Raw genomic sequence first — 19,164 nt, 5'->3', positions numbered from 1 at the left:
GTGCCGGGAGGGGCTGTACGTCGGGCTCGCCGGGGGGTACGGCGCCCGCCAACTGCCGTGTTACTTGGCGGCCTTGGCGCGCGAGGCGGTGCGCGAACGCTCCTTCTGGTCCAGGACGACCTTGCGGATGCGGACGGCCTCCGGGGTCACCTCGACGCACTCGTCGTCGCGGCAGAACTCCAGGGACTGCTCCAGGGAGAGCTTGCGCGGCGGAACGATCGCCTCGAACGAGTCGGCCGACGAGGACCGCATGTTCGTGAGCTTCTTCTCCTTGGTGATGTTCACGTCCATGTCGTCGGAGCGCGAGTTCTCGCCGACGATCATGCCCTCGTACACCTCGGTGCCGGGGTCGGTGAACAGGACGCCGCGCTCCTGGAGGTTGGTCATCGCGAACGCGGTGACCGCACCGGCGCGGTCGGCGACCAGCGAACCGTTGTTGCGGGTCTGCAGCGCGCCGAACCACGCCTCGTGGCCCTCGTGGATGGAGTGGGCGATACCCGTACCGCGCGTCTGGGTCAGGAACTCCGTACGGAAGCCGATGAGGCCGCGGGACGGGACGACGAACTCCATGCGGACCCAGCCGGAGCCGTGGTTGGACATGTTGTCCATGCGGCCCTTGCGGACGCCCATGAGCTGGGTGACGGCACCCATGTGCTCCTCGGGCACGTCGATCGTCATGCGCTCGACCGGCTCGTGGACCTTGCCGTCGACCTCCTTGGTGACGACCTGCGGCTTGCCGATGGTCAGCTCGAAGCCCTCGCGGCGCATCTGCTCGACCAGGATGGCGAGCGCGAGCTCACCGCGGCCCTGGACCTCCCAGGCATCCGGGCGGTCGGTGTCCAGGACGCGGAGCGAGACGTTGCCGATCAGCTCGCGGTCCAGGCGGTCCTTGACCTGGCGGGCGGTGACCTTGCGGTCCTTGACCGCGGCCTTCGCGTCGGCGCCCTTGCCGGAGCCGCCGCGGCCGACCAGCGGGGAGGTGTTGGTGCCGATGACCATGGAGATCGCCGGCTCGTCCACCGTGATCAGCGGGAGGGCGACCGGGTTCTCCGGGTCGGCCAGCGTCTCACCGATCATGATGTCGGGGATACCGGCGACGGCGCAGATGTCACCGGGTCCGGCCACCTCGGCCGGCTTGCGGGTGAGCGCCTCGGTCATCATCAGCTCGGTGATGCGGACGTTGGAGATCGAACCGTCGCGCTTGATCCACGCGACCGTCTGGCCCTTGCGCAGCTCGCCCTGCTCGACGCGGAGCAGCGCGATACGGCCGAGGAAGTTGTCGGCGTCGAGGTTGGTGACGTGGGCCTGGAGCGGCGCGTCCTCCTCGTACGTCGGGGCCGGGACGTGCTCCAGGATCGTGGAGAAGAACGGCTCCAGGTTGTCGCTGTCCGCGGGGACGGTGCCGTCCTGCGGCTTGGTCAGCGAGGCGATGCCGTCACGGCCGCAGGCGTAGACGATCGGGAACTCGATCTGGTCCTCGTCCGCGTCCAGGTCCAGGAACAGGTCGTACGTCTCGTTGACGACCTCGTCGATCCGGGAGTCCGGGCGGTCGGTCTTGTTGATGCAGAGGATGACGGGCATCCGCGCCTGGAGCGCCTTGCGCAGCACGAAGCGGGTCTGCGGCAGCGGACCCTCGGAGGCGTCCACCAGCAGGACGACGGCGTCGACCATCGACAGGCCGCGCTCGACCTCGCCGCCGAAGTCGGCGTGGCCGGGGGTGTCGATGATGTTGATCGTGATCGGGGCCCCGCCGTCCTTGGGGTGGTACTTCACCGCCGTGTTCTTGGCGAGGATCGTGATGCCCTTCTCACGCTCCAGGTCGTTCGAGTCCATCATGCGATCGTCGAGCTGCTGGTGGGCGGCGAAGGCACCGGCCTGCTTGAGCATGGCGTCGACGATGGTCGTCTTGCCGTGGTCGACGTGGGCGACGATGGCGACGTTTCGGATGTCATGGCGCGTGGGCACTGCGGCGCTTCTCCCGGGATCGTGGATGGCGTCGCGTACGGTCCGGCACGCGAGCCTGCCGGGCGGAAAACCTGCCACGGCCTTACCCCATGGTACTTCGCGTGGCGGGAAGTGGCCGCCGGGGGGTCTGTCAAGAGGCCGGACGGCTGAGGAACGGCCGGGATGCGGGTGGGGGTCCGGCCGTCGGTTCGCAGGGATCCTGCGCAGCTGCTGCGGTACCGCTGCGCTGCTGCTCCGCTGCTGGTAGGGGTGCTCGGGCGCCTGCTGCCGCGGGGCCCGGGCGGGTGGTGCTCCGGGTCAATGGGTATGCACGACCTTGCCCGCCGGAGGTCCGGCGGGCAAGAGACTTGAGTCACTTCTGAGCTTGTGATCCGCGGGTCAACCTGACTGGCCCCGCTTTGTCACTTGTTCTTCTCCTTTTCTTCCTTGGAGCCCGTTTCCCGGCGCTGTGGGGCCTTCTTCCAGCCGATGTCCTGGTAGCGCGGACTGCCCAGGCCGAAGGCTCCCGCGTTGGCCACACCCGGCTTCGCCGCCACCAGCTCGGGGCGCTGGTAGAGCGGGACGGAGCCGGCCGCGGCCCAGATGCGGGCGTCGGCCCTGCGCATCAGCTCCCGGGAGGCCTCCTCGTCCAGCTCGGCCACGGCCTGGTCGAAGAGCTGGTCGATGTGGTCGGTGCCGACCCGGGTGTAGTTCTGCTCGACGAGCAGCGAACCGTCGGCGGCCGGCTCCGGCTTGGCGAAGATCGGGCGGGCGTCGGTGGCCGGGTAGGCGGTGGCCGGCCAGGAGTACAGCGCCAGGTCGTACTGGCCCGAGGCGATGTGGTCCCTGAAGAAGCTCTCGTCGGCCACCTTCGTCAGCTCGGTGGCCACGCCGACCTTCCGGAGCATCTTCGCGATCCGCTCCCCGACGGTGCGCAGGGACTCCGAGCCGGGCCCGGACGGCAGGACGAAGCGCAGGCTGAGCGCCTTGCCGTCCTTGGCCAGCATGTTCCCGGAGGTCCGGGCGGGCTGGGCCGGAGCCGGCGCCGGGCTCGCGCTGGCGCCGGAAGATGCCGCGGGGGTGCTGTCCGAGGCCGCCTGCCCGTCGTCGGCCCCGGGGGCCTTGCCGTCGTCGGCGGTGGTGGCATCAGTGGTGGTGGTCGTACTGCCGTCCGAGGCGGCCAGGGCCGCGGCCTGGGCGAGGAGGGCCTCCTCCTGCTGCTCCGCGATCGCGGCGGCGGCCTGCGGAAGCGGGATCCGCCCCTTCGGGAGCAGGGCGGGGCGGAGCCCGGGCAGCCCCCGCTCCAGGGCGGCGGCGCGGACGTCGCCGTTGCGCTCGTCCTCCTCGCCCACGACGTACAGGCCGTCCTCGCCCGTGCCCGGGCCGGCCGGGGTCCCGCCGTCGTCCTGCTGCCCGGCCTGCGGCTCCTCCTGCTGCTGCTCCGCCTCCTGCTCCTCCTGCTGCTGCTCCGCCTCCGGGCCGGCCTCCGGGCCGGCCTTCGCGCCCGCCGGCTGCGTGAGCACACCGCCCCGGTGCCAGCCGGCATCCGCGAGCAGCGCCTGCGCGGCCTTGGTGTCCTGGCCGCCGAGCGCGTCGCTGTTGTCCGCGTACGTCCGCTGCCCGGCCAGCGCCAGGTGGCTGCCCACCGGCCGCGCCGGCAGCCCCAGCGGCTTGAGCACGATCTCGGCCAGCTCCCGGCGGTCGATCGCCCGGGCCACGGCCCGGCGGACCCGCTCGTCGGCCAGCGGGCCGGAGGCCCCGTTCAGGGCGAGCTGGGTGTACGCCGGCTCGAGGGACTTGCGGACGGTGAAGGCACGCAGCGCCTCGCTCTCCGCGGTGGCGGCCCCCTGGGCCGGGGCCGCGGCCCCGCCCGGCGAGCGGGTGGCGTCCCGGCGGGCCTGGGTGATCCGGTCCGCGACCGCCCGGTCGACCTCCGCCAGGTCGACCTTGTCCGCGGCCAGGGCCTTCGCCCGCTCGGCCCGGGGCACGGCGGTGAGGACCAGGCTGTCCAGCTTGGCCGGCCGGCCCCACCAGCGGGCGTTGCGGGTGAGCGCGGCGGTGCCCGTCCCCTTGTCGATGGCCCCGAGGTTGAACGGGCCGGCGGTGACCTTGAGGGCGCCGCGGGCCCCCTCGTTGAAGGCGTCGGGGCTGCCGGTGACCTGCTTGGGGTAGAGCGGGGAGAACAGGGAGCGCCAGTCCGTGTAGGGCTTGGCGAAGGTGACCCGGACCTCCAGGTCGTTCCGGCCGCGCTCGATCTTCTCGATTCGCTCGTAGCCGGCGTTGCGGGCGGTCCAGTACGCCGAGTCCCTGCCGCTCAGGGCCCGCCACTGGGCGACGAAGTCCGGGGCGCCGATCTCCCGGCCGTCGCTCCACACGGCCTGCTGGTTCAGCCTGTACAGGACGACCTGCTTGGGCTCCCGCTCGACGATCTCCGCCTTCTCCAGGAAGTCCGGATTGGCCGTCGGCCGCCCCTTGTCGTCCAGCGTGAACAGTTGGGGCAGCACCGCCCCGGCGATCCGGGTGGTGGTGGCGTCGGCATCGGCCTGGAAGACGTTCAGGGTCTCGGGGAGGCCGTCCACGGCCCACCGCAGGACGCCGCCGTCGGCAACCAGGTCGCGGGCGGTCGCCGCGATGTCCGGTCCGGCGGCCGCAGGGCCTCCCTCGTCTCCCGCACCGCAGCCCGCGAGCAGCGGCAGTACGAGGACTCCCGAGGTCAGGAGCGCCAAGGATCCGCGCCTTCTCTGGGACATGGGTGGTACCTCCGGGGCGGGGCGTGAAGGGGCGTAAAGGTCGTGCGAGGGGGCGCACGGGTGCGCGGCTTGATCACGTTCGGCGGTATTTGCGGCTGATCACACCGGGTGCAGAACCACACTGAAATCCACGGCCCGCCGTGCCCTCCGCAGCCGCCCTCCGCCACGCCGCGAAGCCCACCCGTGCGGACCAATCCCGGTTGCGGCCGGGACGCGCGTTCCCTCGGGGGAGGGATGAGAATGGACGCAGGGAGGGGCGCACAGATCGCGCCTGCGCGCCCGCATTCGCTGCACGTCCCTTCACAACCGGGGACGGGAGGCGCGACACTCGCAGGCGCACATGAGCGTTGCCACCGCAACCTGCGGAAGTGAGGGCAAGTCATGTCCCTGCAGGACGATTTGAACGCCGTACGGCGCAGCCTGGACGAGCTCACCCGCAAGGTCGAGCAGCTGGAGAAGCAGGCCTCGCGGCAGAAACCGGCGGGCGGCCGGCCGGCGGCCCCGGACTCGTCCCGGATGGTGACCATCCCGGACGTCCCGTACGACAGCGCACTGTGGACGGACACCGACGACGAGGGACTCGGCGCCCGCGACCGCCGGGCACCCTGACCCCCAGCAGTCGTACCCCCGTCATCCACCCCATCGGACCCGGCCCCGCACCCGCGGCGGCCGGGTCTCCTGGGCCACCCCGACCACTCCTCCCGGAGTCCCCTTTGGCCACAGGCACCGAACCACCCCGGCAGCTCACCGGCGTCCACGAAGCCTCCCGGGCCGCGATCCGCGCCCGCCACCTGCGCACCGACCGGTGGTGGCTGGCCCCCGCCGGCACCGCGGCCGGGCTGCTCGCCTTCGTCGTCTACTCGACCTGGCGGGCCTTCGCGAACGCCGACTACTACGCGGCCCCGTACGTCTCCCCGTTCTACTCGCCCTGCCTGGCGGCGAACTGCGAGGAGATGCGCGACGGCCCCAATCTGGACCTCTTCGGCAGCTGGTGGGGCCTGTCCCCCGCCCTGCTGGTCCTCGTCTTCCCGCTCGGCTTCCGGCTGACCTGCTACTACTACCGCAAGGCGTACTACCGCAGCTTCTGGGCCTCGCCTCCCGCCTGCGCCGTCGCCGAACCGCACAGCGCATACACGGGCGAGAGCCGCTTCCCGCTGATCCTTCAGAACGCGCACCGGTACTTCTTCTACACGGCCCTGCCGGTCGCGGCCGTCCTCACGTACGACACCGTGCTGACCTTCCGCAACGACCGGTACGAGTGGGGCCACATGGGCCTCGGGACGCTGCTGTTCGTCCTCAACATCGTGCTGATCTGGGGCTACACGCTGTCCTGCCACTCCTGCCGGCACATCATGGGCGGCCGGCTGAAGCACTTCTCCCGGCACCCGGTCCGCTACCGGCTGTGGGGCTGGGTGAGCCGCCTCAACGGCCGGCACATGCAGCTGGCGTGGGCCTCCCTGATCAGCGTCGCCGCATGCGACCTGTACGTGTACCTGCTCGCCACCGGCGCGATCACCGACCCGAGGATCTTCTGACATGGCTGAAGTCGACCGGCAGCAGTGGGACGTGGTCGTGGTCGGCGCCGGCGGCGCCGGGCTGCGGGCCGCCATCGAGGCCCGCGAGCGCGGCGCCCGTACGGCCGTGATCTGCAAGTCCCTGTTCGGCAAGGCCCACACGGTGATGGCGGAGGGCGGGATCGCCGCCGCCATGGGCAACGTCAACGAGCACGACAACTGGCAGGTGCACTTCCGCGACACCCTGCGCGGCGGCAAGTTCCTCAACCAGTGGCGGATGGCCGAACTGCACGCGAAGGAGGCACCCGACCGCGTCTGGGAACTGGAGACCTGGGGCGCACTCTTCGACCGCACGCCCGACGGGCGGATTTCCCAGCGCAACTTCGGCGGCCACGAGTACCCCCGCCTCGCACACGTGGGCGACCGCACCGGCCTCGAACTGATCCGCACCCTCCAACAGAAGATCGTCGCCCTCCAGCAGCAGGACTTCGAGGAGACCGGCGACCACGAGTCCCACCTGAAGGTCTTCCAGGAGTGCACGGTCACCCGCGTCCTCAAGGACGGACAGCGGGTCGCGGGCGCCTTCTGCTACGAGCGCGAGTCCGGCCGCTTCTTCGCCCTCGAAGCCCCTGCGGTGGTCCTGGCCACCGGCGGCATCGGCAAGTCCTTCAAGACCACCTCCAACTCCTGGGAGTACACCGGCGACGGCCACGCCCTGGCCCTGCTCGCCGGCGCCCCCCTGCTGAACATGGAGTTCGTCCAGTTCCACCCCACCGGCATGGTCTGGCCGCCCTCCGTGAAGGGCATCCTCGTCACCGAGTCCGTCCGCGGCGACGGCGGCGTGCTGCGCAACAGCGAGGGCAAGCGGTTCATGTTCGACTACGTCCCCGACGTCTTCAAGGAGAAGTACGCCGAAACGGAAGAAGAAGGCGACCGCTGGTACGAGGACCCGGACCACAACCGGCGCCCGCCCGAGCTGCTCCCCCGCGACGAGGTGGCCCGGGCCATCAACGCCGAGGTCAAGGCGGGCCGCGGCTCCCCGCACGGCGGCGTCTTCCTGGACGTCTCCACCCGCATGCCGGCCGAGAAGATCAAACGCCGGCTGCCCTCGATGTACCACCAGTTCAAGGAACTGGCGGACGTGGACATCACCGCCGAGCCGATGGAGGTCGGCCCCACCTGCCACTACGTGATGGGCGGGATCGCGGTCGACTCGGAGACCGCCGCGGCACAGGGCGTCCCCGGCCTCTTCGCGGCCGGCGAGGTCGCGGGCGGGATGCACGGCTCGAACCGGCTCGGCGGGAACTCCCTGTCCGACCTCCTCGTGTTCGGTCGGCGCGCCGGCCTGCACGCCGCCGGATACGCGGCGTCCGCCGGCGGCCGGCCGGCCATCCCCCGGGAACAGATCGACGCCGCGGCAGCGGAAGCCCTGGCCCCGTTCCACGCCGCGGACGGCGCGGAGAACCCGTACACCCTCCACCAGGAACTCCAGACGACCATGAACGACCTCGTCGGCATCATCCGCCGGGAGGGCGAGATGGCGGAGGCACTGCGCAAGCTGGCCTCCCTGCGTACCCGCGCCGCCCGCGCCGGCGTCGAGGGGCACCGGCAGTTCAACCCGGGCTGGCACCTCGCCCTGGACCTGCGGAACATGCTGCTGGTCAGCGAGTGCGTGGCCCGCGCCGCCCTGGAACGCACGGAGAGCCGCGGCGGGCACACCCGCGAGGACTGCCCCTCAATGGACCGGGCCTGGCGCCCGGTGAACCTCCTCTGCCGCCCGGTGGAGCCCGCCCCCGCGGACCCGGCGGCCGACCGGATCGTCCTGGAGCGGGCCCGTACCGAGCCCATCCGCTCCGACCTGTTGGCGCTCTTCGAGAAGGAAGAGCTGGTCAAGTACCTCGCCGAAGAGGAGCTCTACCAGTGAGCACATACGACGCCCGGTTCCGGATCTGGCGGGGCGACGCGGAGGGCGGGGACCTGCGCGACTTCACCGTCGAGGTGCACGACGGCGAGGTCGTCCTGGACATCGTCCACCGCCTCCAGGCGACCCAGGCCCCGGACCTCGCGGTGCGCTGGAACTGCAAGGCCGGCAAATGCGGTTCGTGCAGCGCGGAGATCAACGGCCGGCCGCGGCTGATGTGCATGACGCGGATGTCGGTCTTCGACCGGGCCGAAACGGTGACCGTCACCCCCCTGCGGGCCTTCCCGGTGGTCCGGGACCTGGTCACGGACGTGTCCTTCAACTACACGAAGGCACGGGAGGTGCCCGCCTTCGTACCACCGAAAGACCTGCCGGCCGGCGCGTACCGCATGCACCAAATGGACGTGGACCGCTCGCAGGAGTTCCGCAAGTGCATCGAGTGCTTCCTGTGCCAGGACACCTGCCACGTGGTCCGCGACCACGAGGAGAACAAACCGGCCTTCGCGGGCCCCCGCTTCCTGATGCGCGTGGCCGAACTGGACATGCACCCCCTGGACGCGGCGCAGGAGGCGGGCCTCGACCGCAAACGCGCCGCCCAGGAGGAGCACGGCCTCGGCTACTGCAACATCACCAAGTGCTGCACGGAGGTCTGCCCGGAGGACATCAGGATCACCGACAACGCCCTGATCCCGCTGAAGGAACGGGTCGTGGACCGCAAGTACGGCCCCCTGGTGTGGCTGGGCTCGAAGATCACCCGCCGCAAAAACCCCTGACGCACCCGCCCGAGCCCGCCCCCGATCCCCCCTCGCGGTCCGGGGGCGGCCCGGCGGCCCCTCGACGACGGGGTCCAGTCGCTGATCCGACAGGACCACGTAGCGATCCGATGCGCGCCGGATCGGGCCGGGCTGCAGGCACCTGATCCACTCCACTGCCTCGTTCCGGGGCCGGGCAGGGCCGCGGTCCCGCCTGCCGAAGGCGGCCCGATGCGGCCGCAGGTCCCTCCAGGCCGCCCTCCCCCCGGGGGCCGCCCGACAGTCCTTGTCGTTCCGGGACGGCCGCCGGGGTCAAGGGGGGCCGCCAGGCCATCGCGAAAGCGACGCGACCGCAGGGAGCGCCCTTGACGCCGGCGGCCGTCCCGGAAGGACGCTGGGACTGACGGGCAGCCCCCGGGCACCTCCCCGACCCCGTCCGGGCGAAACACCGCCAACCACCCCCGACGGGCCGGCACGACCGGATCCGCTGCCGTCCCGACACCCGGCCGTTCCCTTCCCTGGTACACAATGCCCCCTAAAAGAAGGCCGTGTGACGTGCTGTCAGGGGGCATCGGGGTGCGGGTGGGGGATCGGCTGGCCGGCCGGTACCGGCTGGACCGGCGACTTGGGCAGGGCGGCATGGGCGAGGTCTGGCGCGGGCACGACCTGACGCTGGACCGCCCGGTGGCGGTCAAGGTGCTACTGGACGCGGCCGGGGACACGGGAGCGGAGCTGGTCGCGCGGTTCCGGCGGGAGGCGACCATCGGGGCGCGGCTCCAGCACCCCGGCATCACCGTCGTGCACGACGTCGGGCAGGAGGACGGCCGGCTCTTCATCGTCATGGAGCTGCTGGCCGGGGAGGACCTGGCCACCGTGCTGGCGCGGGAGGGCGCGCTCCCGGTCGAGCTCGTGCTCGACCTGGGCGCCCAGACGGCGGAGGCGCTGGCCGCCGCCCATGAGCAGGCGGTGGTCCACCGGGACCTGAAACCGGCGAACCTGTTCCTGCTGCCCGGCGGCCGGCTCAAAATCTGCGACTTCGGGATCGCGCACTCCGCGGACGCCACCGCCGGGTGGACGGTCACCGGGAGGTCGTTCGGGACACCCGCGTACATGGCGCCGGAGCAGTGGCGGGGCGAGCGCGTCGGCGCGCGGTGCGACCTGTACGCGCTGGGGTGCGTGCTGTACGCGCTGCTGAGCGGGGAACCGCCGTTCGGGCAGGCCGAAGGGCCGTACGTGCTGATGCGGCGGCACATCGAGGAGGAACCGGTACCGCTGCGGCGCGCCGGCGTCCCGGTGGGCCCGGACCTGGAGCGCCTGGTCCAGTCCCTGCTGGCGAAGAACCCCGCGGACCGCCCGGAGTCGGCCCAGCGGGTCGGCAGAACCCTCCGCGGCCTCCGCCCCGGGGCGGGCTTCGGCCCACCCCCGCCGCGGGAGCCCGGGCCTCGGGCGGCAGGCGGACCGGGGCTCGGTTCCCGGCCCGGGGCGGAACCTGAGCCCGGCACCAAGGCCGAACCGTGGCCGTGGCCCGAGCCCGGGGCGGAACCGGGGCCGCAGGCGCATCACGAGCCGCGGGAACCCGCGCCCGGCCCCGGAACGGAGGCCGCACTCAACACCGGAACGGAGGCCGCACCCGGCCCCGGAACGGAGGCCGCGCCCGGCCCCGGGCCCCGGCCGGGACACGACACCGGAACGGAGGCCGCACTCAACACCGGAACGGAGGCCACGCTCGACACCGGAACGGAAGCCGCGCCCGGCCCCGGAACGGAAGCCGCGCCCGGCCCCGGGCCCCGGCCCGGACACGACAACGAGACCCGGCCCGGACACGACACCGGGCAGCCCGGCCCCAGCCCCGCGGCCGACCACCCGACGACCACCACCGCAGCGGACGCCCGGCCCAGCGTCGGCCCCAAGGCCGATCCCCGAGCCCGAGCCGGGGCCGGGGCCGGGCTCGGCCGCACACCCGGAAGCGTGCCGGGGAACGGCAACCGGCCCGGAGCCGTGCCCCAAGCCGGGGTCCCCGCCACGGCCGAAGCCCGGACCGCGGCCGGAAGCGATACACCGGCCGCCACCGGAACCGGGCTGCTGGACCGCCCCGAGGACGGGACCCGGCCCCCGGGCGGCGAACACGCCCGGACGGGATCCGGCACGGGAGCCGGACCGCTCACCGACGACGGGCTCCGGACGGGGGACGCACCCACAGACCCGGCCGACGACGCGGCCGGAAGCCGACCCGACGAAGCCAACGCGGCCAACACGACCAAGTCAGCCAGAGGCCAGGCCAACGCAGCCAGAGGCCGAGCCGACGGGGCTGGCCCCTGGTGGGGCCCCGGCGGCGGGGGTGTGCCCGCCGAGGTCGGGGAGTTCGTACGGGGGCTGCTGCGCGAGGCGGAGGCCGTGCTGCCCGCGGCCGGGGACGCCCGTCCCCAGGTGCTGGCCGCAGCCGCGGACGCCGCCGCCCGCTTCGACGCGGGCCTCGCGCTCCGCCTGCTCGCGGATGCCGAGCACGCGGCCTGGACCGCCGGCGCGGGCGGCGGGGCCCGGGTGGCCCGGCTGTTGACCGGCCTGGCCCACGGCACGGCCCCGCACGCCCCGGCGCGGGCCCGCCGCCTGCTGACCGACGCCCAGCAGGCCCTGTTCACCGTCGCCGGCGCCGACCGCCTCGGCCCGCTGCGCGCGGTGGCCGAGGAGTTGGCCGCCGTCGCGCCCGAGCAGGCCGCGCAGATCGCCGCGTACCACTTCGCGGGCGGCCCGGCGTTCGGCCGGCTCCGGGCCCGCATCGACAGCGCCCTCGCCGCGGCCGACCCGCGCCGGGCCGAGCGGGACCTGGACCGGATCGGGGACCCGGCCCGCCGGGCCGCTGCCACCTACGACCTGGTGGTGGCCCTCGCCCCGCGGGACCTCGGGGCCGCGCTGCGGCTCAGCGAGCGGATCGGGTCCGCCGGGGGCCGGCTGCTCGCCCTGTGCCAGCTGACGCAGGACCGCGCCGCCGCCGGTGACGCGGCCGGCGCCGCCCGGGCCCTCGCGCAGGCCGAGGAGTGGCTGCCGCACGTCCTGGAGGAGCGGGCGGCCTGGCTGCGGGAGGAAGCCGCCGGGCTCGCCCGGCTCGGGCAGCCCGTGGAGGCGGAGCGGCTGCGCAACCGGGCCGACGGCCTGCTCCGCGGCCGCTTGGAGGCGGGCGGTGACGAGAAGGCCGGCCACGCCCTGGCCTGGCTGGAGGCGGCCCGGACCCGTGTCGCGGAGAGCAGCCGGGCTCCCCTGGACCCGGCGCGGGCGCGCGAGTCTGCGGACCGGGCCCGCAGCCTGCCCGATCCGGCAGAGCAGGCCGGGGAGTTGGCCCGGATCGCGCGTGCGTGCGTGGCCGCGGGGCGGCTGCCCTGGCTGCCGCAGGCGGCGGCCGAGGCCGGCGCCACGCCGGCGTCCGCGGTGGCGGCCGCGTCCCGCCCGGAGCCTCCGGCCGCCGCCCGGCCGCGCCCGACGGCGGCCGGCGAGCCCGTCTGGTCGACCGGGGCCCGGCCGCAGTGGCTGGCCCGGTCCGGGGACGGTGTGGTGTGGCGGGACGGCGCCGAGGTGGGCCGGGTGACCGGCCGAACGGGTGCCACGCGCTGGACGGCGTACGCCGACGAGGGCACGCCCGCGCCCGCGCAAGCGCCCGCCGCCCGCGTCTCGGTGGACTGCCTGGCGGACGCGGGCACAGGCACGGGCACGGGCACGGGCACAGGCACAGGCGCAGACGCAGACGCGGACGCAGGCACAGACGCGGACGCAGGCACGGGCACGGACGCAGGCACGGACGCAGGCACGGGCGCGGACGGGGACGCAGGCACGGTCTGCGTCCTGGTCCGCCGCGACGACGCGCCCGGCGTACGGCTGCTGGCGCGCGAGCCGCGCGACGGGCGGGTGCGCTGGTGGCGCGACCTGCCCCCGGTGGAGCTGCACCACCTCGCCGGGGAGCTGCTCGTCCTGCACACCGCTGACGGCCCGACCGCCCTGTACGCGGCAACGGGTGACACCGCGTGGGAGGACCGCACGCCGAGGGCCGCGCCGGACAGGCTCCACGCCGCGGACGACCTGATGGTCGTCGCGGACGACCTGATGGTCATGGTGGACGGCTCCCGGCTGCGGGCGCTCCGGACGGCCGACGGCACGGTGGCCTGGGACCGCAGGCGCGTCGGCCCCGGCGGCGGGCCGGCACGCGCGACGGCGCCGCTCCGGCCCGGCGAACGGCTCGTCCACGTCGTGGACGGGGGCGTCCTGCGGGCCCTGACCCGGCGCGCCGGGCTGGAGGCGTGGCAGTTCGAACTGGGCTTCCCGACCCGGCGGGTACTGGCGGACGGCGGCCTGCTCTACGCGGCGGCGCACCTGCCGGACCAGGGGCGGGACGTGGTGTTCTGCCTGGATGCGGCGACCGGCCGACCGCTCTGGCAGCGGCCGCTGGCCCGGCGCAGGGCATCGTTCTGCGGCCTGCACCTGCTGGGCGTGCGCTCGGGCGCGCTGTACGTACGGGTCGCGCAGGCGGGCCAGCGCGGGCTGTTGCACCGGGGCAAGGAGGCCGAGCCGTTCGTCGCCGCCCTGGACACCCGCACCGGCCGGATCCGCGAACAGTGGGCGGACCCGGCCCTGAGCCGCGTCAGCCCCCTCATCCTGGACGACCTCCTGATCCTCCCCCGCCCGGAACTGACGGCGTTGCCCCTGGCCTGAGCCGGCTCACCGGCCGCGGCACACGTCGGCGCCCGAGTTCGAGAGCACACGTCTACGGGGTGGGGGTGGGGGTGGGGGTGGGATGCGGTGTGGTGCGGTGGGGTGTGGTGAGAGGCGGGTCGGGGATGGGGCGGTGGGGCATCGCAGAGCGTGATCGGACTCCGGTCGCGACGGCGCGAAAGCACCCATACGCTCCCAAGTGTGATGCCGCCGAAGAGGAGACCCCACACCGGGACAGCCGGCTGGGGCCTCAAGGGTGCGCTCGCACTCGCCGCCGCACTGCTCGGGGCCGCCACCCTCCCACAGGCCGCCGCCACCACCCCACAGGCCGCCGTCACGACCACGCAGGCGGCCGCCGCCGTGCCGCGGGCGTTCGCCCTGCCCGCCGAGGATCCCGTCACCCTGTCCGAACAGGGCCGGATCACCGACCGCGTGGGTGCCCTCGGCGATCGAGCGGACGACGTCGCCGCCGCGCTGGACCGGCTGTACCGCGATCACGGGATCCAGCTCTTCGTGGCGTACGTGAACGACTTCTCCGGCCGCTCGGCGCAGAGCTGGGCGGACGCCACCGCCCAGAAGAACGGCCTCGGCCCGGACGACCTGCTGCTCGCCGTGGCGACCGGCTCCCGCACGCACGCCCATTCGGCCGACGTCGGCTCCGGTTTCACCGAGGAGCAGCTCGCCGCGGTCGACCGCACGGCGATCGAGCCCGCCCTGCGGGAGAACGACTGGGCGGGCGCCGCGATCGGGGCGGCGGACGGCTACGGCGCCGTCCTCGCCGGCCAGCCGGTCCCGGTGCCGGCGATCACCCCCGGCGAGCCCGACCCGGGCGGCGGCGGGGGCGGCGGGGGCGGGGAGAGCGGCGCCGGGGACTTCGTGCTGCCGGTGGTCGCCGTGGGCGCGGCGGGGGCGCTCGCCGCGTACGCGTTCTCCCGGCGCAAGCGCAAGGGTTCCGCGCCGGGCGGCCGCCCGCGCACCACGACCGGCTGGGGTGACCGGCCGGCGACCACGACGGCCCTGCCGCTGCCCGACCTGGACGCCAAGGCCAGGGCTCTGCTGGTGGACACCGACGACGCGGTCCGCACCAGCACCGAGGAGCTCGGCGTCGCCTCCGCGCAGTTCGGCGACGCGGCGGTGGCCGCCTTCACCCGGGCCGTGGCCTACGCGAACGGCGAGCTGACGGCGGCGTTCCGGCTGCGCCAGCAGCTGGACGACGCCTACCCGGAGGACGACGCCGCCCGGCGGCGGATGCTGGACGAGATCGTGGCCCGGTGCAGCGAGGCGAACAGGCGGCTCGACGCCGAGGCCGCGGACTTCGACCGACTGCGGGACCTGGAGCGCAACGCCCCGCAGGCCCTGGCGGAGCTGGAGGCCCGCGTACGCGATCTGACGGGCCGTACGGTGACGGCGGCGGCGACCCTGACCGCGCTGCGCGGGCGGTACGCGGACTCGGCGTCGGCTCCGGTGGCCGCCCACGCCGAACGGGCGGAGGACCGGCTGCGGTTCGCGATGGACCACGCCGCCCGGGCGCGGGAGGCGGTCGGCGGCGGCGACAACGGGGCGGCGGCCGTGCACGTACGGGCGGCGGAGGGCGCGGTGGACCAGACGGCGACCCTGGTGGACGCGGTGGAGCGGCGGGCGCAGGAGCTGGCGGAGGCGGCGGGCAAGCTGCCGGGCGCCCGCAATGAGACGGAAGCGGACCTGGCCGACGCCCGCGGGCTGCTGTCCGGGACCGCTGAGGGGGCGCCGACGGCGGATCTGCGGGGGCGGATCGGCCGGGCGGAGGCGGTGGTGTCCGCCGTACGGCAGGAGGTGGCGGCCGGCCGGTACGACCCGATCGACGCCCTGCGCCGGGTCGAGGAGGCCGATGCGGCCCTGGACGAGGCCCTGTCGGCGGCGCGGGAGCAGGAGCCGGGCCGGCGGCGGGCGGCGGCCCTGCTGGACCAGGCGCTGCTGTCGGCGCGGAGTGCGGCGGCCGCGGCGGCGGACTACATCACGACCAGCCGGGGCGCGGTCGGCAGCCGGGCCCGTACCCGGCTGGCGGAGGCGCAGCGGCATCTGGAGCGGTCGCGGTCGCTGGCGGAGTCGGACGCGCCGGCCGCGCTGGCGGAGGCGCAGCGGGCGGACGGGCTGGCGCGGGAGGCGCAGCAGCTGGCCGAGGAGGACGTACGGGGCTTCGGGGACCCGTTCGGCGGCGCCGGACAAGGCCGGGGCGGCGGCGGTGGCACGGGCGGTGCGGTGCTCGGCGGGATCCTCCTCGGCGGGATCCTCCGCGCCGGCCGCGGCGGCGGCTTCGCCGGTCCCGGAGCGGGCGGGTTCGGCGGGGGCACCGGAGGCGGTGGCTCGGCGGGCGGCGGGGGCCTCGGACCGGGCTCCTTCGGCGGCGGCGGGACCCGCGGCCGCCTGGGCGGCGCCGACCGCTCCTGACTGCCCTCCCCTCACGCGTACGCCGCGGCGGCACGGCCGGAGCAGCGCGTACGCCCCGGCGGCACGGCCGGAGCGGGCGAGCAGCCGGGCGAAGGCGGCCAGTGCCGGGCGAAGGCGGCCAGTGCCGGGCGCTCCCCGCGCTCCGCGGCCGGGCGCTCCCCGCGCTCCGCGGCCGGGCGCTCCCCGCGCTCCGCGGCCGGGCTCAGGGCCTCGGCCGCCTCGTCCGGGCGGCCCGCGGCCTCGTGCTGCTCGGCGGTTCGGTGGCGGCGTACGGGGCAGACTGCGCCAGGGCCTCGCCGTGGCACCAGCCGGTGGCGGCGTACGGGGCGGCCCGCGCCAGAACCCCACCCCGCCGTGGCGCCGGCCGCCGGCGGCGGGGCTCCGCAGCCGGCAACGGCGCTGGGGTCCGGCCGGGGCACCCGTCCACGCTTCAGCCGCCGTACATGTTCAGCAGCTGTTCCGCCGACAGTTCCGGCGCCGGGTCCCCCTCCGCGCCCGGGAGCGGCAGCTCGAACCAGACGGTTTTGCCGCGGTGGGTACGCCGGGTGCCCCAGCCGGCCGACAGCATGCCGACCAGTTGGAGGCCGCGTCCTCCCTCGTCGGTGTCGCGTGCCCGGCGCCGCCGCGGCTGGACGAGGTTGCCGTCCCACACCTCGCACACCAGGGTGCGGTCCAGCAGCAGCCGCAGCCGGATCTCGCCCTCGCCGTACCGCAGGGCGTTGGTGACGAGTTCGCTGACGAGCAGTTCGGTGGTGTCGAGGAGCCCCTCCAGGCCCCAGGCGGGCAGTTTCGTCCGGGCCAGTTCGCGGGCCCGGCCCACGGAGCGGGCTTCGCGGGGCAGGTGCCAGTCCCCGACGGCGTCCACGGGGAGCCCTTGGACCCGGGCCATCAGCAGGGCGATGTCGTCCTCGCCGTGCCGGGTGTCGAGGGTGCCCAGGACGTGGTCGCAGACGTCCTCGAGCGGCCGTACGGGGTCGGCGAGCGCTTCGCGCAGCCCGCGCAGCCCCTCCTCCAGCGGGTGGTCGCGGGATTCCACGAGCCCGTCGGTGTACAGGGCGAGCAGGGCTCCCTCGGGGAGGTCGACCTCGACCTCCTCGAACGGTTCGCCGCCCACGCCGAGCGGCATGCCGGGCGGCACCTCCAGGAGCAGGGCGGGCCGCGGCGGGGCGCCCGGCTCGGGCGGTTCGACGAGGACGGGCGGCATGTGGCCGGCGTTGGCGATGGTGCAGCGCCGGGTCACGGGGTCGTAGACGGCGTACACGCAGGTGGCGAGGTACACCTCGGAGCGGTCGGCGTCGCGTGCTTGCAGGGCTGCCCGGGAGGCCTGCTGGGAGCCTCCGGGGGCGCCGAGGCCGCGGGCGATCTCGTCGAGGGCGGCGAGTACCTCGGCCGGCTCGAGGTCGAGCAGGGCCAGGGTGCGTACGGCGGTGCGCAGTTCGCCCATGGCGACGGCGGCCCGCAGTCCGCGGCCCATGACGTCGCCGACGACGAGGGCGGTGCGGTGGCCGGGGAGTTCGATGACGTCGAACCAGTCGCCGCCGACCTCGGTGGCGGCGTTGCCGGGCAGGTAGCGGCAGGCGATGTCGAGGCCGGCCGCCTCGGGGTCGCCGGGCGGCAGGAGGCTGCGCTGCAGGATCAGGGCCCTTTCGTGTTCGCGCCGGTAGAGGCGGGCGTTGTCGATGCAGACGGCGGCGCGGGCGGCGAGTTCGACGGCGACGGCACGGTCCCGTTCCCCGAAGGGTTCGCTGCCCTTGGTGCGGGAGAACTGGGCGAGTCCGACGACGGTGTCGTGCGCGACCATCGGTACGACGAGCGTGGACTGGACGAGGTCGTCGGTCCCGCCGCCCTCGATGATCCGCGGCCGTGCGGTGCGCAGGGCCAGTGCGCCGGGGGAGGCGGCCGGGTAGCGGTGGGTCTCCCCGACGGCGACGGCCGCGCCGGCACCGGACAGGGGGGCGTCGGACACGGCGGAGGCGAAGGCGACCCGCCGCAGCGGTGCGGAGGGGGCGCGTCCGTTGCGCCGGCCGGGGGGCAGGGAGGGCACGCCGGGGCCCTGGGGGCGGGCGGGCCGGTCGTCGTCGCCGAGCAGCAGCCCCTGGTAGAGGTCGACGGCGGCGAGGTCGCAGAAGCCGGGGACGGTGACGTCGAGGAGTTCGCGGGCGGTGGTTTCCAGGTCGAGGGAGTTGCCGATGCGGTGCCCGGCCTCGTTGAGGAGGGCGAGATTGCGCCGTACGCCGGCGGCTTCGCGGGCGGCGAGGTGGCGGCGGGTGACGTCGGTGCCGATGCCGGCGACGCCGACGGGGCGGCCGCTGGCGCCGTGGACGCGGTAGAGGTTGATGGACCAGTGGCGGTTCTCCCGCCGGCCGGGGGCGGCGCCGGTGATCTGCAGGTCGGTGACGGCTTCGCCGGTCTCCAGGACCCGGCGCAGGGCCTCTGTCATCCGGTCGGCCTCCTGCGGCGGGAGGTAGTCGTGGACGGTGCGGCCGCGGTGTTCCTCGACGGCGCCGCCGAAGACGGTCGCGAAGCGGCGGTTGGCCCGCTGGACGGTGAGGTCGGTGCCGAAGAGCAGGAAGCCGAAGGGAGATTGGCCGAATATGGCCTGTGAGGCGGCGAGGTCGGACTCGATGCTTCGCAGGGCGCGGACGTCGACGACGACGCAGAGTGCGGCCCACTCGGCAGCTTCGGTCTGGGTGGGCATCACGTAAATCTCGGCCACGCCGTGGGCGCCGTTCCCGCCGGGGACGCGGAAGGGGACGAGGCCCGTCCATTCCTTGCCGTCAAGGATCTCGGCCACCCGCCGGCGGCCGCCCTCGCGCAGTTCCGGCGGCATGAAGGCGTCGACGGGGTCGCGTCCCACGACCTGTGCAGCGGTCAGTCCGAACAGTTCCTCGGCGCGCAGGCTCCACTGGTCGACGAGGCCGTCCGGTCCGATCGAGAACGATGCGACCTTGATGTAGTCATATATCGAGCCAGGCGGGCTGCTGTGCCACAGGGAGTCGTGCCATGCCCCCCCGGGCACACGGGCCTGATGTGCCTGCGCAGGTATCTCGCTCACGCGACCGTCCCCTCCAGCTCACCGCAACCGGACCGGCCATGACCGAAGTATTCAGCACCACGGCCCCGGACGGCACGGCGTTCCCGATCACGAAAAGGTCCCG

Annotated in this window: 10 protein-coding genes; 6 read left to right on the top strand and 4 right to left on the bottom strand. The window is 74.6% G+C overall.

The window, feature by feature from the left end:
* Positions 1-60: 60 nt before the first annotated feature.
* Both typA and AC068A_RS04780 read right to left on the bottom strand, forming a co-directional pair.
* Positions 61-1,965, bottom strand: coding sequence for a translational GTPase TypA (gene typA, locus AC068A_RS04785; protein ID WP_478580719.1), 1,905 nt, complete (start codon positions 1,963-1,965; stop codon positions 61-63).
* A 401-nt stretch (positions 1,966-2,366) separates the two neighbouring features.
* Positions 2,367-4,694, bottom strand: a complete 2,328-nt coding sequence (locus AC068A_RS04780; RefSeq protein ID WP_478580716.1) for an ABC transporter family substrate-binding protein — start codon at positions 4,692-4,694, stop codon at positions 2,367-2,369.
* 381 nt (positions 4,695-5,075) lie between these two features.
* Between AC068A_RS04780 and AC068A_RS04775 the strand changes: the two genes are divergently transcribed.
* The 6 genes from AC068A_RS04775 to AC068A_RS04750 all read left to right on the top strand — a co-directional run bounded on the left by AC068A_RS04775 (position 5,076) and on the right by AC068A_RS04750 (position 16,006).
* Positions 5,076-5,303, top strand: coding sequence for a hypothetical protein (locus AC068A_RS04775; protein WP_478580713.1), 228 nt, complete (start codon positions 5,076-5,078; stop codon positions 5,301-5,303).
* Positions 5,304-5,407: 104 nt separating this feature from the next.
* Positions 5,408-6,229, top strand: coding sequence for a hypothetical protein (locus AC068A_RS04770; RefSeq protein WP_478580710.1), 822 nt, complete (start codon positions 5,408-5,410; stop codon positions 6,227-6,229).
* Position 6,230: 1 nt separating this feature from the next.
* Entirely contained in the window at positions 6,231-8,132 is a 1,902-nt protein-coding gene (locus AC068A_RS04765; protein ID WP_478580707.1) for a fumarate reductase/succinate dehydrogenase flavoprotein subunit, read from the top strand.
* A complete protein-coding gene (locus AC068A_RS04760; protein WP_478580704.1) occupies positions 8,129-8,902 on the top strand; it encodes a succinate dehydrogenase/fumarate reductase iron-sulfur subunit in 774 nt (257 codons plus the stop codon). The genes AC068A_RS04765 and AC068A_RS04760 overlap by 4 nt, the downstream gene beginning before the upstream one ends.
* A gap of 534 nt (positions 8,903-9,436) precedes the next feature.
* The gene (locus AC068A_RS04755) at positions 9,437-13,579 is read left to right on the top strand and encodes a protein kinase domain-containing protein (RefSeq protein WP_478580702.1); all 4,143 of its coding nucleotides are present in this window, start codon (positions 9,437-9,439) and stop codon (positions 13,577-13,579) included.
* A gap of 204 nt (positions 13,580-13,783) precedes the next feature.
* Positions 13,784-16,006 carry a TPM domain-containing protein gene (locus tag AC068A_RS04750; protein WP_478580873.1) on the top strand — a complete coding sequence of 741 codons (2,223 nt, stop codon included), beginning with the start codon at positions 13,784-13,786 and terminating at the stop codon, positions 16,004-16,006.
* 11 nt (positions 16,007-16,017) lie between these two features.
* On the opposite strand, the gene AC068A_RS04745 is transcribed toward AC068A_RS04750, so the two are convergent.
* Together AC068A_RS04745 and AC068A_RS04740 are read right to left on the bottom strand one after the other, a co-directional pair.
* The gene (locus AC068A_RS04745; protein WP_478580699.1) at positions 16,018-16,311 is read right to left on the bottom strand and encodes a hypothetical protein; all 294 of its coding nucleotides are present in this window, start codon (positions 16,309-16,311) and stop codon (positions 16,018-16,020) included.
* Between the two features lie 125 nt (positions 16,312-16,436).
* Positions 16,437-19,061, bottom strand: a complete 2,625-nt coding sequence (locus AC068A_RS04740; protein WP_478580697.1) for a SpoIIE family protein phosphatase — start codon at positions 19,059-19,061, stop codon at positions 16,437-16,439.
* Between the last annotated feature and the right edge of the window lie 103 nt (positions 19,062-19,164).

Source organism: Streptomyces sp. NPDC043854 (assembly GCF_056436005.1).
This window is presented reverse-complemented; position numbering and strand designations above follow the sequence as displayed.

Excerpts from the sequence above, each read along its gene's own strand:
- AC068A_RS04780 (WP_478580716.1), bottom strand. The coding sequence starts at position 4,694 with ATGTCCCAGAGAAGGCGCGGATCCTTGGCGCTCCTGACCTCGGGAGTC.
- AC068A_RS04775 (WP_478580713.1), top strand. The coding sequence starts at position 5,076 with ATGTCCCTGCAGGACGATTTGAACGCCGTACGGCGCAGCCTGGACGAG.
- AC068A_RS04765 (WP_478580707.1), top strand. The coding sequence starts at position 6,231 with ATGGCTGAAGTCGACCGGCAGCAGTGGGACGTGGTCGTGGTCGGCGCC.
- AC068A_RS04750 (WP_478580873.1), top strand. The coding sequence starts at position 13,784 with ATGCCGCCGAAGAGGAGACCCCACACCGGGACAGCCGGCTGGGGCCTC.